This window comes from Brenneria izadpanahii (assembly GCF_017569925.1).
GTDB classification, from domain to species: domain Bacteria; phylum Pseudomonadota; class Gammaproteobacteria; order Enterobacterales; family Enterobacteriaceae; genus Brenneria; species Brenneria izadpanahii.
Genome location: NZ_CP050854.1, coordinates 2,654,829 through 2,670,851, shown reverse-complemented (window position 1 = coordinate 2,670,851; position 16,023 = coordinate 2,654,829). Strand labels below are relative to the sequence as shown.

The 16,023-nt window shown below is 55.7% G+C and carries 9 protein-coding genes and 2 pseudogenes; 4 read left to right on the top strand and 7 right to left on the bottom strand.

Annotated elements, in window-relative coordinates; all coding sequences use genetic code 11:
- Positions 1 to 15: 15 nt before the first annotated feature.
- From HC231_RS11995 to HC231_RS11975, 5 genes and pseudogenes are all read right to left on the bottom strand, one after another.
- Positions 16 to 2,084, bottom strand: a pseudogene (locus HC231_RS11995) (carbon starvation CstA family protein).
- Between the two features lie 261 nt (positions 2,085 to 2,345).
- Positions 2,346 to 4,280, bottom strand: a complete 1,935-nt coding sequence (locus tag HC231_RS11990) for an exoribonuclease II (RefSeq protein WP_208226880.1) — start codon at positions 4,278 to 4,280, stop codon at positions 2,346 to 2,348.
- Positions 4,281 to 4,566: 286 nt separating this feature from the next.
- Positions 4,567 to 4,941 carry a VOC family protein gene (locus HC231_RS11985; protein ID WP_208226879.1) on the bottom strand — a complete coding sequence of 125 codons (375 nt, stop codon included), beginning with the start codon at positions 4,939 to 4,941 and terminating at the stop codon, positions 4,567 to 4,569.
- A 124-nt stretch (positions 4,942 to 5,065) separates the two neighbouring features.
- The gene (locus HC231_RS11980; RefSeq protein WP_208231168.1) at positions 5,066 to 5,755 is read right to left on the bottom strand and encodes a helix-turn-helix transcriptional regulator; all 690 of its coding nucleotides are present in this window, start codon (positions 5,753 to 5,755) and stop codon (positions 5,066 to 5,068) included.
- A 106-nt stretch (positions 5,756 to 5,861) separates the two neighbouring features.
- Positions 5,862 to 8,171 (bottom strand): annotated as a pseudogene (locus HC231_RS11975) (FdhF/YdeP family oxidoreductase).
- 260 nt (positions 8,172 to 8,431) lie between these two features.
- Here HC231_RS11975 and HC231_RS11970 point away from each other — a divergent pair.
- Positions 8,432 to 10,027, top strand: coding sequence for a PTS transporter subunit EIIC (locus HC231_RS11970; protein ID WP_208231167.1), 1,596 nt, complete (start codon positions 8,432 to 8,434; stop codon positions 10,025 to 10,027).
- Between the two features lie 33 nt (positions 10,028 to 10,060).
- Complete coding sequence (locus HC231_RS11965; RefSeq protein WP_208231166.1) at positions 10,061 to 11,386, top strand: 6-phospho-alpha-glucosidase; 1,326 nt, start codon at positions 10,061 to 10,063, stop codon at positions 11,384 to 11,386.
- Between the two features lie 24 nt (positions 11,387 to 11,410).
- On the opposite strand, the gene HC231_RS11960 is transcribed toward HC231_RS11965, so the two are convergent.
- Positions 11,411 to 12,160 carry a GntR family transcriptional regulator gene (locus HC231_RS11960; RefSeq protein WP_208231165.1) on the bottom strand — a complete coding sequence of 250 codons (750 nt, stop codon included), beginning with the start codon at positions 12,158 to 12,160 and terminating at the stop codon, positions 11,411 to 11,413.
- A gap of 216 nt (positions 12,161 to 12,376) precedes the next feature.
- On the opposite strand from HC231_RS11960, the gene HC231_RS11955 reads away from it, so the two are divergent.
- Positions 12,377 to 13,291 carry a LysR family transcriptional regulator gene (locus tag HC231_RS11955; RefSeq protein WP_208231164.1) on the top strand — a complete coding sequence of 305 codons (915 nt, stop codon included), beginning with the start codon at positions 12,377 to 12,379 and terminating at the stop codon, positions 13,289 to 13,291.
- Between the two features lie 4 nt (positions 13,292 to 13,295).
- Here the strand turns inward: HC231_RS11955 and HC231_RS11950 are convergent, their stop codons facing one another.
- Positions 13,296 to 14,366, bottom strand: a complete 1,071-nt coding sequence (locus HC231_RS11950) for a LacI family DNA-binding transcriptional regulator (RefSeq protein ID WP_208231163.1) — start codon at positions 14,364 to 14,366, stop codon at positions 13,296 to 13,298.
- Positions 14,367 to 14,686: 320 nt separating this feature from the next.
- On the opposite strand from HC231_RS11950, the gene HC231_RS11945 reads away from it, so the two are divergent.
- On the top strand, positions 14,687 to 15,994 hold the full coding sequence (locus HC231_RS11945) for an MFS transporter (protein WP_208231162.1): 1,308 nt from the start codon (positions 14,687 to 14,689) through the stop codon (positions 15,992 to 15,994).
- Positions 15,995 to 16,023: the final 29 nt, after the last annotated feature.

Genomic DNA, 16,023 nt, shown 5'->3' with positions numbered 1-16,023 from the left:
CAACCGCTCGCCGGCTTACTTGACCGCATGGCTTTCTTCACGCAAAACCACCGCCGTTTCCTGAGCGGTCGGTTTTTCGCTGTTCAGCGCGCGGCGGATGACGAACAGCGCGGCTACCAGCATCGTGACTGCGACCAGCATGAAAAAGCCGCACAGCGCCGCGTTGATCTGATTGCTGAACACGATGGTTTCCATATCCTGAATGGTCTTGGCGGGGGCGATCAGCGTGCCTTGCTCAATGCCGGCGGAGAAACGTTTGGCCTGCGCCAGAAAGCCGATGCTCGCCTGTTCATGGAAAATCTTCTGCCAGCCGGCGGTCATGGAAGTGATAAACAGCCAAACTGTCGGCACGATGGTAACCCACGCATAGCGCTGTTTTTTCATTTTAAATAGCACCACGGTGCCGAGAATTAACGCCATGGACGCCAGCATCTGGTTGCCGATGCCGAACAGCGGCCACAGGGTGTTGATCCCGCCCAGCGGATCGATAACGCCCTGATAAACGAAAAATCCCCAACCTGCGACCGCGACGGTGGTTCCCGCCAGATTACCCAGCCACGAATGGCTGTTCGCCAGCCTGGGGATCACTACGCCCACCAGATCCTGCACCATAAAACGGCAGGCGCGGGTGCCTGCGTCCACGGCGGTGAGAATAAACAGAGCCTCAAAGAGAATGGCGAAGTGATACCAGAACGCCATCATGGCGCGGCTATTAAAAATTTCGGTAATGATATAAGCCATCCCCACGGCGAAGGTGGGAGCGCCGCCCGCGCGGGACAGCACCGAGGCTTCGCCTACGTCGCTGGCGATAGCGGAAAGCGCTTCCGGCGTAATGACGAACCCCCAGCTATTAATCACCTGGGAGGCGTTTTCCACCGTGGTGCCGATCAGCGCCGCCGGCGAATTCATCGCAAAATATACGCCGGGTTCAATCACCGATGCGCAGATTAACGCCATGATGGCGACAAAGGATTCCATCAGCATGGCGCCGTAGCCGATGAAGCGGATGTGGCTCTCGCGTTCAATCAGCTTTGGCGTGGTTCCGCTGGAGACCAGCGCATGGAAGCCTGAAATCGCGCCGCAGGCGATGGTTATAAACAGGAAAGGGAACAGGCTGCCGGAGAATACCGGGCCGCTGCCGTCGATAAAGCGGGAAACCGCGGGCATTTTCATTTCCGGCATGGCGAAGACAATGCCAATCGCCAGCCCGACAATAACGCCGATTTTCAGGAAGGTGGAGAGGTAATCACGCGGCGCCAGCAGCAGCCAGACCGGCAGTACCGAGGCGATAAAACCGTAAATGACCAGCGCCCAGGTTAGCGAGGTTCCTTTTAAGGTGAAGAACGGCCCCCAATATGGATGCGCGGCGATATTGCCGCCATAGACGATCGCCAGCATCATCAGCACAAAGCCAATAATAGATACTTCCGCGATTTTCCCAGGGCGCAGGAAGCGCATATAAACGCCCATAAACAGCGCAATCGGAATGGTCGCGGCGATGGTGAATAATCCCCACGGGCTGTCCGCCAGCGCTTTTACCACCACCAGCGCCAGCGCCGAGAGGATAATGATCATCACGCCCAGCGCGCCAAGCATGGTAATCACCCCGGCGAAGGCTCCCAGCTCCTGCTTCGCCATCTCTCCCAACGAACGGCCGTCGCGGCGAGTGGAGATAAACAGCACCAGAAAGTCCTGCACCGCGCCGGCAAGCATCACCCCACCAGGATCCAGATCGTTCCGGGCAAAAAGCCCATCTGTGCCGCGAGAATGGGGCCAACCAGCGGGCCGGCTCCCGCAATCGCCGCAAAATGGTGGCCGAACAGCACCCATTTATTGGTCGGCACATAGTCCAATCCATCATTGTGACGTTCCGCCGGCGTTAAGCGGCGATCGTCGAGTTCGAACACTTTCTTTGCAATAAACAGGCTATAGAAACGGTAAGCGATGCTGTAACAGGCTACGGATGCGACAACCAACCATACGGCATTCACGTGTTCACCACGGCTTAAGGCCAGCATGGCAAATGCGATGGCGCCTGCCAGGCCGACCAACAGCCAGATCACGATGCTCTTGACGTTATTCATAACAACGGCTCCTTCGTTATTCAGGAAGATGTGTAGCGCGACTGTTAATGCAAGTTAACAATAGTGGGTTTGATGCCGAAGAGAAGGGCGCGAACGTGAAACTGTGAGCGACTATGAATTTATGTAAGAAAATTTAAACACTAACCGGCTTTGGAAAGAGTAGGATAAGTGGCGGCGGAGCGAAAGTTTGGCGTTAGCGGGGGGGCCGAAACGGGCGGGCAATCCGCCGCCGCCTAACGAAGAGGCGGCGGCGGAAGGGGACTATGCGGCAGGTTTGGCGATGATGCTGCGGGTTTCGAGGCGAACCTCGGTAATAACGACGTCAAGGGCATCGCCCTGACGATAAACTTCCTGGCCTTTTATCGATACGCTGCCGGTATCTTGGCTGCACACCAATTCGTCGCGCACCGCGTGGATAAAGGACGAAGGTATAAACGCCACCGCGCCGTTATCCTGCAAGCGCACGCGCAGGCCGCCGCGGGTAACATCCATAATTTCCGCCGGGAAGCGCGTATCGGTTCCCGCTTTATCCTTAAGGAAACGGGCGTATAGCCAGTCGCCGACATCCCGTTCCGCCATCCGGTTAAGACGGCGGCGCTCCGCCAACTGCACGGTAACTTCATCCTGCGGCTTCTCCGCCGGCTGTCCGGCGATCACCGCTTTCAGCAACCGGTGGTTGATCATATCGCCGTATTTACGGATCGGCGAGGTCCAGGTGGCGTAGGCTTCCAGACCCAGGCCGAAATGCGGTCCCGGCGTGGTGCTGACTTCGGCGAATGACTGGAAGCGGCGTATCCGGCTATCCAGGAACTGGGTAGGTTGGGCGTCCAAATTACGGCGCAGGGAACAAAAGCCGTCAAGCGTCAGTAGCGCCTGAGGGTCGGCCTGTATACCGAACGAATCCAATACCGCAACCGCCTGCTCGACGGATGCCGGATCAAAGCCGTGATGGACGTTGTAGATGCCAAAGCCCAGCTTATCGCGCAGCACAATGGCGGCGCAGACGTTGGCGGCGATCATCGCCTCTTCGACGATCCGGTTGGCGATGCGTCTGGGTTCAACGACGATATCCAGCACTTCGCCTTTTTCTCCCAGCAGGAAGCGGTAGTCCGGACGATCTTTGAACACCAGCGCATGGGTGGTGCGCCATTCGCTGCGGGCCAGACAGACGCGGTGCAGCAACCGGATTTGTTCGGCAATGGCCTCGCTCGGCGGCTGCCATTCGCCTTGCTGCTCCAGCCAATCGGATACGTCGTCATAGGCCAGTTTGGCTTTGGATTCGATCCAGGCGGCGAAGAAGCGGATATCATCACCCAGCGTGCCGTCGGCGGCGATAGTCACGCGGCAGGCAAGAACCGGGCGGCGTTCATCGGGGCGCAGCGAGCAGATATCGTCCGACAACTGACGCGGCAACATCGGAATATTGAAACCGGGCAGATAATTGGTGAAGGCGCGCTGGCGGGCAATGTTGTCCAGTTCGCTGCCGGCCTCGACGTAGGCGGTGGGATCGGCGATAGCGACGGTCAACTGCAGCGAACCATCTCCGTTGTCCTGTACATAGAGCGCATCATCCATGTCTTCGGTGCTGGCGCTGTCTATGGTAACGAAATTCAGCGCGGTCAGGTCTTCGCGCGTCAGCGGACCATCATTGCGTTCGGCGGCGTCGCCTTCGGGAGCCTCGCGCTCCAGGTTATGCCGTGACAACGTCACCCACCACGGCGCCAGCGGATCGTCGCCGGTAGTAATGTATTGCGTCAGTTCGGCGTGAAAACCGCGGTCGCCTTTGAGCGGATGACGGCGCATTTCAGCCACCGCCCAATCGCCATTCTGAAATGTATGGCTGATGTTACGGGCGGGACGGCAGGAGATAGCGTCTTTTAATAACGGATGGTCGGGAATTATGGATAAACGATCGTCTTTTTTCTGAACGCGGCCGACAAAGCGGCTCAGGAAAGGCTCAATCAGCGTTTCCGGCTCGGCGATTTCTCGGTCTTTTTCAGTGTGCAGCGCGGCAGTGATACGGTCGCCGTGCATCACTTTTTTCATATGCGGCGGCGGGATGAAATAGCTTTTTTGCGCGTCAGCTTCAAGAAAGCCAAACCCTTTATCTGTGCCCTTGACGACACCTTCAACCCGTGGCGTCTGAGAGTGAAGTTGCTGTTTTAGCTGTGCAAGCAGCGGATTATCTTGAAACATAGCGTCCAGAAATACGGTTATTAAGTAGCTCAATTAGCGGCTGACAGTTTTACGCGAATCGGGTGTCGGCGGCAAGCGTTGATATAAGGATAATTGGAGGAATGCGACCGCAATAGAGATAAGGGCCGCCGGCTAAAGGCAAGCGGGATGTTGACGTCGGGAATATGGGGGAGCGCGGCGTAAGTCGGCTTATCGCCGTGCTTCCCTAAATCTGGCTTAGCGTTAGGCGGTGAAGCGAATTCCGCCGCCAGCGATCTGCTCTACCGGAGCAGAAGTAATCGGATGGCTACGCATTTTCGGCCGGCGCAAAGACGCGCAGACGGTGGCCGTCCGGATCGGCGGCGACAAAAGTGTAGCCAAAATTCAGTTTCGTCGGGGGTTGAATCATGTCCAGCCCACGCCGGCGCCATGAGGCGTACAGCGTATCCACCTCATTATCGCTGGCGACGGAGAACGCCAGCTCGCCTCCGCCTCCGGCTGCCGATGATGCGGGCGCAACGGTATGTTTTGACCACAGTCCTAGCATTAGGCCGGTATCAAGGGCGAACATGGCGAAAGTAGGCGAGGCTTCAAGCGGGGGCTTATTAAGCAACGCGGCGTAAAAATCGGCGCTGCCCGCCGGACTGTCAACATATAAAATAATCATATCAGGGTGCGCCATGGGGTTTCTCCGTATCGGTCGATAAAAACGTTGAGGCAGGGGAAATCTGCCGACTCGACGCATAATAAAACGCGCCACTGACAGTTTTTGTCAGCAGCGCGCCTGGAATATTACCGCCATGAGGTTATTGCGAAGGGATGCCTTCCGCTTCCCGCCATTCTTTCAGCAGAGCCTGACGACGGCGCGGATAGCGTTGCTTCAGGCGCGTCAATTCAGTAATACGCTCGGTGCGGAAATGGCGGAACGCCTGGCGCGTTTCACACCATGCCGCAAGAACGCGGGTATGCTCGAAGTACCCCAGCGCGAAGGGCCAGACTATGCGCGTGGTTTCTGCGTCTTTAAGATCGCGGTAATGGATTTCGAGTTTATGTTCGGCGCGAATGCACTGACGAATAAGTGATAACGTTTTATCATCGGTGTGACACGCGGATTCCGGCCCGACCAGCAGCGTAGAGGAGTCAAGCGTATTACGCAGGCCGTCAGGCAGGACGTCGGAAATTTTGGCGAGCGCGCACCGGGCGGCGCTACTGAGGCGTTCATCGCCGCGATCGGCCACCCAACGCGATCCAAGCACCAACGCTTCGATTTCTTCTTCTGAAAACATCAACGGCGGCAGCATAAAACCGGGGCGCAGAATATAACCCAGCCCCGGTTCGCCCTCAATGTCCGCGCCTTGCGCCTGCAACGTGCCGATATCGCGATAGAGAGTACGCAAGCTGATGCCTAACTCCGCCGCCAAATTCGCCCCGGCAACGGGGAAGCGATGGTTGCGTAGAATCTGAATCAAATCAAGTAAGCGTTGAGCGCGGGACATTCAGCGTCATCTTTCTCTGCCGATCATGGAGCGCATATTCAACCATATTCCAGCGCTGATTGGCAGAGGGAGCGGCGGTTTACGCCAGCTCCTGATCGGAATTGGATCAGGCGATACGCAGCAGCGGCTCGCTTTGCTCCGTGAGGGATATCTTCACCGGCACCGATTTTGATGTCGGGGTAAAGGTTTCGTCGCCGTAGCTGGAGAGCGGCACCAGCGGATTGGTTTCCGGGTAATAGGCCGCCAGATTCCCGCGGGGAATGTTGTAGCCGACCAGCCGGAAACCGCTGACCTTGCGGGTGACGCCATCATTCCACAGGGTTTCGATATCCACCAGATCGCCGTCTTTCAACCCTTGCGCCGCCATGTCATCCGGATGAATAAACAGTACCTCGCGCTGGCCGTAAACGCCGCGGTAGCGATCGTCAAGGCCGTAAATCGTGGTGTTGTATTGATCGTGCGAACGCAGCGTTTGCAGCGTGAAGGGCACGTTCTGTTCCCCCAACTGCGGGAATAATGAGTCCGGCAGCGGCGCATGACTGAACTGCGCTTTACCGCTGGCGGTAGCGAAACGCAGATCGGCCGCCGCATTGCCGAGATAAAACCCGCCCGGCAGGCTGCATTTCTCATTGAAGTTTTCAAAACCGGGGATGGTGGCGGCAATATGATCGCGGATGCGGGAGTAATCATCGGCCAGCGCCAGCCAATCCAGTTTTTCATTACCCAACACTGCATCGGCGATACCGGCGACGATGGCGGTTTCGGAGCGTTGAAATGGCGACAATGGCTGGCCGACGCCTTCGGAGGCGTGCACCATGCTGAAAGAGTCTTCCACGGTAATAAACTGCGGCCCGCTGGCCTGAACGTCAAGGTCGGTGCGGCCCAGCGTAGGCAGGATCAGCGCATCGGCCTTGCCGGTAATCAGATGGCTGCGATTCAGCTTGGTGCTGATGTGTACGGTCAGGTCGCAGCGGCCGAGCGCCTCTTCGGTGCGGGGCGAATCGGGCGCCGCGGCGCCCGATTTCCCCCAGGGCGATCAATACTTTCACCTCATCGCGCAGCATGGCTTCCAGCGCCTCTACCGTATTATGTCCCGCTTCACGGGGCGGGATGAAGTTAAAGTGCTCCGCCAGCCGGGCCAGAAATTCGCTGGATGGCTTTTCGTCGATCCCCATCGTCCGGTTGCCCTGAACGTTGCTATGGCCGCGTACCGGACATAGGCCGGCGCCGGGTTTGCCCAATTGGCCGAACAGCAGTTGCAGATTGACGATTTCACGAACGGTCGCCACCGAGTGCTTATGTTGGGTAACGCCCATCGCCCAGGTACAAATCACCCGCGGCGATTGCTGGTAAATCGCGGCCACGGCGCGCAATTGCGCTTCCGTCAGGCCGGACTGCCGTTCGATTTTCCGCCAACTGGTATCATCGACAACGGCCAGATACGCTTCGGCCTGTTGGGTGTATGAGGAGAGAAAATCCATATCGAACAGCCCGCTTTCACCCGCGTTAAACCGCTGGCGGTGCGTTTCCAGCAGCGCCTTCACCATGCCGCGCACGGCGGCCATGTCGCCCCCAGGTTGGGTTGCAGGTAGGTTTCGCTGATGGCGCCCGCCAGCGGGGTCAGTAATTCCAGCGGATTTTGCGGGTTGGCGAAACGTTCCAGACCGCGTTCGCGCAGCGTATTGAACGAGACGATATGCGCCCCGCGATCGGCGGCATGCCGCAGGCTGTGCAGCATTCTTGGGTGATTGGTGCCGGGATTTTGCCCAAAAACAAAAATGGCGTCGGCATGTTCGAAATCATCCAGACGGACGGTTCCTTTACCCACGCCAATGCTCTGTTTCAGCCCGGTGCCGCTGGCTTCGTGGCACATGTTGGAGCAGTCGGGGAAGTTGTTGGTGCCCAGCATGCGGCCAAAAAGCTGATACAGGTAAGAGGCCTCATTGCTTGCGCGTCCCGAGGTGTAGAGCTCCAGTTGATTAGGGTGATCCATCTTCTTGATATGCCGGGCGATCAACGCAAAGGCATCGTCCCAACTGATGGGAACATACCGGTCGCTTGCGCGGTCATAACGCATCGGGTGGGTCAGCCGCCCCTGATATTCCAGAAAATAGTCGCTTTGTTGGCGCAGTCTGGCGACGCTGTGCGCCGCGAAGAATTCCAGATCCACCGCTTTGCGGGTCGCTTCCCAACTTACCGCTTTAGCGCCGTTCTCACAGAAGCTGAACGTGCTGTGGTTGTCATCGCCCCAGGCGCATCCGGGGCAGTCAAATCCTTTGGATTTATTGACCCGTAACAAGTTTCGGATATTTTTTAGCGCTTGCTTGCTATCCAGCACAAATCGGGTTGTGGCTTCCAATGAGCCCCATCCGCCCGCTGCGTTGCGGTACGGCTTGATGGATGGTTTGAATTTCATGGTTAGATCCGCAGGTGAGAATGTTTTTTATATGTGAACATTTATTTAAAAATTTGCTTTCCTTTGGCGAGTCTAGGTGGCGCTCGCGTTATCGTCTAATCAAATAGGACTATGACGGGATAGAGGGCATTTATTGTGACTGAGGTGTGATTAAAATGTGATCAGGCGCGAATTATTGATCTTTTGTCTAGTTGTATAGACAAAGTTTGTCATTTCCCGGCTATTACTTAATCAGTATGGAAAAACAGGAAGGGCAAATAATGAAAGATCTTGGCAATAAGGTTCACGCCTTTGGTAAGGCACTCATGATGCCGATTTCGGTAATCGCCGCCGCTGGGGTTTTCCTGGGGCTGGCGGCGGCAATGCAAAACCCTGCGGTCACCGGTGATGCATTCACCGATATGCAGATCCCGCAGTTGATTATCGGTTTTATTCGCCAGGTGGCGGGGGCGCTGTTTGCCAACCTGCCGCTGTTTTTTGCGGTCGCCAGTGCGATAGGGCTGGCAAGCGCAGAGAAACCGACGGCCGCTTTCGCCGCGGTGATTGGTTTTATTTCCATGCACGTTGGGGTGATGGCGACGCTGACGGCGCAGAATCTGACGCCCGCGACCACCACGGTCGATGCGCTGACGTCGGCGGGCATGGAGCATACCGCCGCGTTGATGTACGCCGCCGAATTTACCCAAACGCTGGGGATCTTCACCTACAACATGAGCGTACTGGGCGGCGTGATAGCCGGGGTGCTCACGGCGATGTTGCACAACCGCTTTTACACCATCGAACTCCCCACGGCCATCAGCTTTTTTGGCGGTCGGCGCTTTGTTCCTATCATTACGGTGGTGTGTTTGCCGCTGGTGGGCGTCGGACTGGCGCTGATTTGGCCGACCATTGGTAAAGGCATCGCCTGGGTCGGCGAATTAATCGGTCACAGCGGACAGTATGGCGCGTTCCTGTACGGCTTTTCCGAACGCATTCTGATCCCCACCGGGCTGCACCATATTTTAAATGAAACCGTGCGCTTTACCCCCATTGGCGGCGTGGCGACCATTGATGGTCAAACGGTGGTCGGCGCGCTGAATATCTTCAATGCGTCGCTGACTCATCCGGGGGCGGTTAGCGATGAGGTTATCCGTGAAGCCACGCAATTTCTGGCTCAAGGCAAAATTCCCATCATGATGTTTGGACTGCCGGGCGCGGCGCTGGCGATGTATCAATGCGCTCGCCCGCAGCATAAAAAACGGGTGAAAGCGTTGATGCTGGCGGGGGGGTTGGCCTCTTTTACCACCGGTATCACCGAGCCGCTGGAATTCTGCTTTATCTTCGTCTCACCGGTTTTATATCTGGTTCACGCCGTATTGAGCGGGGTGTCGTTCATGCTGATGTCCATGCTGCATCTGATGATCGGCAATATTCAGGGCGGCGCTATCGATCTGGTGGTGTTCGGCGTGCTGGGCGGTTTGAAAACCAAGTGGTGGTATGCGGTTTTACTGGGGCTGTTTTACTTCATCGCCTATTACTTCTCATTCAAATTGATTATCAAACGGATGAACGTTGAGACGCCAGGACGGGAGTCTGAGGAGCCGGCGTCTGAAACGGCGCCGATCGGCGCTGACGAACGCACAAAAAACATCATCACCGGATTGGGGGGCGAAACCAATATTGAGGAGGTGGACTGCTGCTTTACCCGTCTGCGCGTGCTGGTGAAAGACATGAGTCTGGTCGTCGATAAGACCCTGATGACGACCGGCGCAAACGGTATTAAGCGCGTTAATGAGCATAACATTCAGGTGATTTATGGCCCGAAAGTGGAAAAAATCGCCAATGATGTCAAAACCGCGCTTGGAGTGACAGGGTAACGTAACTTACATCGGACAAAACGGGAAATGGCTATGACGAAGACATACAGTATTGTGATTGTTGGCGGCGGTTCGACCTGGACGCCGGGACTGCTGAAAGCCTTGTGCAAACGGCAGCAAACCTTTCCGCTCAGACGGCTGGTCATGTTTGACGTTAATGCCGAGCGTCAGGCGGTGATTGGGGATTTCGCCAAATTGCTGTTTAGCGAAGAGTATCCGGCGCTGGAGTTTTCCTATACCACCGACATTGACGAGGCCTTTCGTGATGTGGATTTTGTCTTTTGTCAGATGCGCACCGGCGGATATGAAATGCGGGAGAAAGATGAAAAAATCCCGCTTTCCCTCGGCGTAATCGGACAGGAAACCTGCGGGCCGGGCGGTTTTGCCTATGGTATGCGCTCTATCGGCGATATGATTGAATTGGTGCAGAATGTCCGCGCCCGTTCGCCGGATGCGTGGATCCTCAACTACACCAATCCCGCCGCGATCGTGGCCGATGCGCTGCGGGTGAAATTTCCCCACGATCGGCGCATCCTGAACATCTGCGATCAGCCGGTTAATCTGCTGCGTTCTTACGCCCGGCTGCTGGGGCGGGATGTCAATGAATTCGAACCGGTCTATTTCGGCCTGAACCACTTTGGCTGGTTTACGCATCTGTATGATCGGGATGGCGTGGATCTGCTGCCGCAGTTGAAACAGATTATCAGTAATCAGGGATTTAAGCCGGCGGACGCGGAGCAGCGCGACCGGTCGTGGTTGGACACCTATGCGGTGGTCGCCGATATGCTGCGCGATTTTCCAGACTACCTGCCGAACACCTATCTGCAATATTACCTCTATCCCGATTATAAGCTCAGCAAGCTGGACCCGAACTATACCCGCGCCAACGAAGTGATGGCCGGACGGGAAAAGCGGGTGTTTGAAACCTGCCGCGCGGCGGTAAAAGCCGGTACGACGAAAGACGCCAGCGTGGTGCATAACGACGCGCACGGCGATATGATCGTCGAGGTGGCGGAATCTATCGCTTACAACCAGCACCGGATTTTCGTGGTGATCGTGGAAAATAACGGGCTGGTGAATAACCTGGATGATACGGCGATGGTGGAAGTGGCGGCGACGCTGGGCATAAACGGTCCCCGGCCTTATGGCGTCGGCAATATCCCGACCTTCTATAAAGGGATGATTGAACAACAGTTTGCCTATGAACGTCTGACGATCGAAGCGTGGTTCGAAGGCTCCTACAATAAGGCGTTGCAGGCGCTGACGCTCAACCGGCTGGTGGTGGACGCCAAAAAAGCCCGCAAGGTGCTGGATGCGCTGATTGACGCCAATAAAGGCTACTGGCCGGAGTTGAAGTAGTTCCGCCGTCCGGCGGCGGGGCGGTCACCACGACAATAATGGCCGCAGCGGCGCATCAAGCGTAAAGGTATAGTGCCGCTGGTTGTAATAGACATTGGATAGTTCGAAAGGCGATTCGTCGGCGAAGAAGGCGATAACGTTGGCGCGCAGAACGGGCTCGTCGCGCGCCAGCCCCAGCGCTTCCCGGACTTCGGAAGGGGGCAATTCGGCAAATATCTGTTTGTGGCTGCCTACGGCGTCATACCCTTTCGATTTAAGATAGGCGTATTTTGACTGATTGAGCACCTGCTCGCTTAGATCGGGGAACAGCGCTTGATTCATCCAGGATTGCTCATAGACGAACGGCGTACCGTCGATTAAACGCAGGCGCACCATATAGTAAACCGGCGTATTTTCGGCGATCTGGAGTGCGTGGGCGATATCAAGGGTTGCCGGCTGCAGGGAAAAATGCAGCAATTGATTGACGATCCTGCGCTGGATGCTGTTGGCGACTTCGCTGGAGGTGAGATGCTGGTCCAGCGGCAGTTGAATTTTAACTCGCGTATCCGGCTGCGCGACAAAGGTTCCCCGGCCGCGAAAACGCTCAACCAATCCCTGTCTGACCAGGTAATCCACCGCTTTGCGCGCCGTCATGCGCGAAACCTGGTACTGCTGACACATTTCCGCTTCAGTCGGCAGGGGATCGCCGGGCTTCAGTTCATTTTCGCGGATTTGACGCCCCAATATCTGCTCGATCTGTAGATAAAAAGGGATAAAGGAATGTTTATCAATCATCTCGTCTTTCTCCCGTTCGGCATATCCATTCAATCAGATAGTATAGACAGGTAGTTATATAGACAAGCGCTCGTCGAACGGCCCGGCGTCGTTGAGTTGTGCGGTGATATACTAAGGGTTCACGCCTGTAGGGGTTAGGTTACTGTCGTGGCGACTTATTTTTAGCGCGGCCGGCGCGGTCGGTAAATGCCGCAACGCCAGGTTGGAAGGAATGATATGGATATAAAACAGCTTATTTACCTTTGTAATCTGGAAAAAGAGCGCCACTTCGGGCGCGCGGCCGAGGCCAGTTTCGTTAGTCAGCCGACGCTTTCGATGCGGTTAAAAAATCTGGAGCGCGAGTTGGATCTGGCGCTGATTAATCGCGGGAACAATTTTGAGGGCTTTACGGCGGAAGGGGAACGGGTGCTGGCCTGGGCGAGGGAGATCGTCTCGGTGTATCAGGGATTGAAAATGGAAGTGGCCGCGTTGAAGCGCGGCAACAGAGGAATATTGCGGATTGGAGCGGTGCCGCAGAGCAGCATCGCCTTGCCGCAAATGCTGACGGCCGTCGGCCATCGCTATCCTGAGCTGGATTTTCAGATATCGCTGTTTAGCGCCGATCAGTTATTGGAAGCGTTGCATGCGCATTCCGTCGATGTCGGCATCGGATTTTTTGAGCTTGCGATTTTACAGGAGTGGCGGTTCCAAATCGCTCATCTGACGGAACAAGGCGTTGAGCTGCTGTTTCATCCCCGGCATTTTCCTCAACTGGCGGGGGAGACGCCGCTGACGTTGGGCGAACTGACCGCGCTGCCGCTGTGTCTGGCCGAATCCAGCCGCTATTTCCGCCGCTACCTGGACGCCCATTTTCGTGAAGCGGGCATAACGCCCTGGGTGAAAGTGGAAAGCAGTTCGATCCTGCAACAGATACAGAGCGTTTTTACCGGGCTGGGATGCGCGATTGTGCCGCGGGGCAGCCTGATGGCGGAAATGACGCCGGATCTGCGTCTGCGGGCTATCGCGCTGCCGCCGATGCAACGATGCGCGGCTATCGTTGTGGCGCCGGCCGGGAAGGTTACGCCGTTGGCGCAGAATTTCTTCGACGCCGCGCGGCAGTGGCTACGGGATAACAACGCGGCCGGGTGCTGAGCCGTTAATCGTAGAGATCCTCGTCCTGCACCGGCGAGTGCGTCTTGCTGGGACGAATGCGCCTGACCGAGTCGCGTACGACCAATCTTCCGTTCAACAGCAGGCTGCCGGTGGGGGCATCAGGACGCATCAACAGATATTGCAGCTGCCGGACCGCTTCTTCGCCCAACTCTTCGCGCGGCACATGCACGGAAGTCAGCGGGATGTCATGAATCGACGCCAGATTAAACCCGTCCATACTCATCACCGAGATATCCTGCGGTACGCGCAATCCCGCCTGTTGCAGCGCATTGACGGCGCCGACGGCGATAAAATCCCCTCCCGCCAGAATTGCTGTCGGCCTTCTTTCGCATGGACAATTCGCCAGAAACTCGGCTACCGCCTGTTCGGATTCCGCCGTGCCGAAGTTCCGTATAGCCAGTAGATTGTATTGATCGATGAACGGCAAATTATGGTTCTGATAAGCCTCGCGGATCCCGGCCAGACGCCATTCCATGGTATAGCGCCGCAAGCATAGCAGGCTGAGGATATCTCGATGCCCCAGTTCAAACAGATAATCAGCCGAGTGTTCCCCAATCAGCCGGTGATCGGGCGCGATGCTGGGCAGCTTCATTTTGCGATCGATGCAGTTAATCAGAACGCAGGGTTTCCCCATATCCGCCGCCAGCGAATGAATATAGGGGTCGTCAATGCCGATGAGTATCGCCGCTTCGGTATCCGGATCGCCCATTTTATCCAGGAACAGGGGCACGTCGCTGTTATTTTCGTCCAGGCCGCAGTAGCGCAGCCGCACCTCATGCGGAGCAAGCGCGTCAATGATGCTTTGGATCACTTTGTGATAAAAGATATCAGACCGCACGTCAAAAGCGCGCTGAGGAGCAAACACCATCAGGCTGTTTAATAACAGCCGTCCGGTGACCAAATTGTCCAGTACGCCGTATTGCCGGGCGCAGTTAAGAATGCGTTTTTTAGCCGACTCACTGGTATTGGCCTTACCAGACAATACGCGCGAAACCGTACTGATAGATAGCCCCGTTTGCGCGGCAATTTCTCGTATTTTCAGGTTTCTTTTCATTTTGTGATCTCGTTCAACTTAGCAAATGACAAAATTTTCATAAGGAACAAACCGTGTCACGATAGGCCGTATCAGCCAGTTTGATACAATTTTGAGCATATCATGAAAATCCTTGCAAAAAAGTGAGTGTCGCGTTGTTTTCAATTGCTCTACTTTGAATTTGGTAAACCAATTTGTGATGTATAGATAATTGGTTTGTAATTTAAATGCAATTAATACAACAACATAAAAGAATTGATGTGATCTGATGCATAAAAAAACACAAAAGTGCATTGACATGTCAGGCCAATATAACTTTACCTCCTTGCAAGGAGCTCATTATGAGTATCGATATTAATCAAACACCTGCGAGTACAACGGGGAAACGCAAATTCAAGAACCTTCGCTGGTGGGTGCTGACGCTATTCTTGCTCGGCGTGACCGTTAACTACATCACCCGTAACTCACTCGGCATATTAGCTCCGGAACTAAAAGACAGTCTGAATATCACGACCGAACAGTACTCATGGATTGTCGGCGCCTTCCAACTGGCTTACACCATTTTCCAACCGCTTTGTGGCTGGCTGATCGACGTTATCGGTTTAAAGATCGGTTTTATGGTTTGCGCCATTATCTGGGCCGTTATGTGTATGCTGCATGCCGGAGCCGGAAGCTGGCTGCATCTTGCCATCCTTCGTTTCTTTATGGGGGCTTCCGAGGCGGCGGCGACGCCCGCCAACGCCAAAACGATTGGCGAGTGGTTCCCTAAAAAGGAACGTCCGATCGCCTCGGGCTGGGCGGGCGTCGGATTCTCCATCGGCGCTATGCTGGCGCCGCCGATTATCGTGATCGCGCATGTCAATTTCGGCTGGCAGGGCGCGTTTATGTTCACCGGCGGGTTGGCAATGCTGTGGGTGGTGCTGTGGTGGGTGTTTTACCATGACCCGATAAAACACCCGAATCTGAGCCGTGAAGAGCTGGACTTTATCCGCCAGGATAACGAACCCGCTCCGGTTAAATTACCGTTTTTCACCGCGCTGAAAACCGTATCAAAAAATAAACGTTTCTACGGTATCGCTATTCCGGCGTTCATGGCTGAACCGGCCTGGGCGGTGCTGAGTTTCTGGGTTCCGCTTTATCTGGCCAGCGAGCGCGGCATGGATCTTAAGCAGATCGCCATGTTCGCCTGGCTGCCGTTCCTGGCGGCCGATCTCGGCAGCGTCGCCAGCGGCTACCTGACCCGCCTGTATGTACGCTGGTTTGGTTATTCGCGCGTTAATTCCATTATCGCCAGTTCGGTGACCGGGGCATTCCTGATGCTGTCGTTGGCGCTGGTCGCCATTGCCAGGGATCCCTGGCTGGCGATCCTGCTGATTTCCATCGGCGGATTCGGCCACCAGGTTATCTCCTGCATGCTTAGCGCGCTGGTTGTCGAGTCATTTGACAAGGGGCAGATGGCGACGGTTAACGGTATGCGCGGCTCCTTTGCCTGGATCGCCAGTTTCCTGTTCTCGCTGTTGATCGGCGTGACCGCAGACAAAATCGGCTTTAACCCGCTGTTTATCGCGATGGGCTTTTTCGACCTGATCGGCGCGGTATTCCTGATCGCCTTTATCGCTGAACGCCGGCAGAAAACTCGTCAGATTTAATTTTTATCTTTGCTAATCATCCTGAAAAG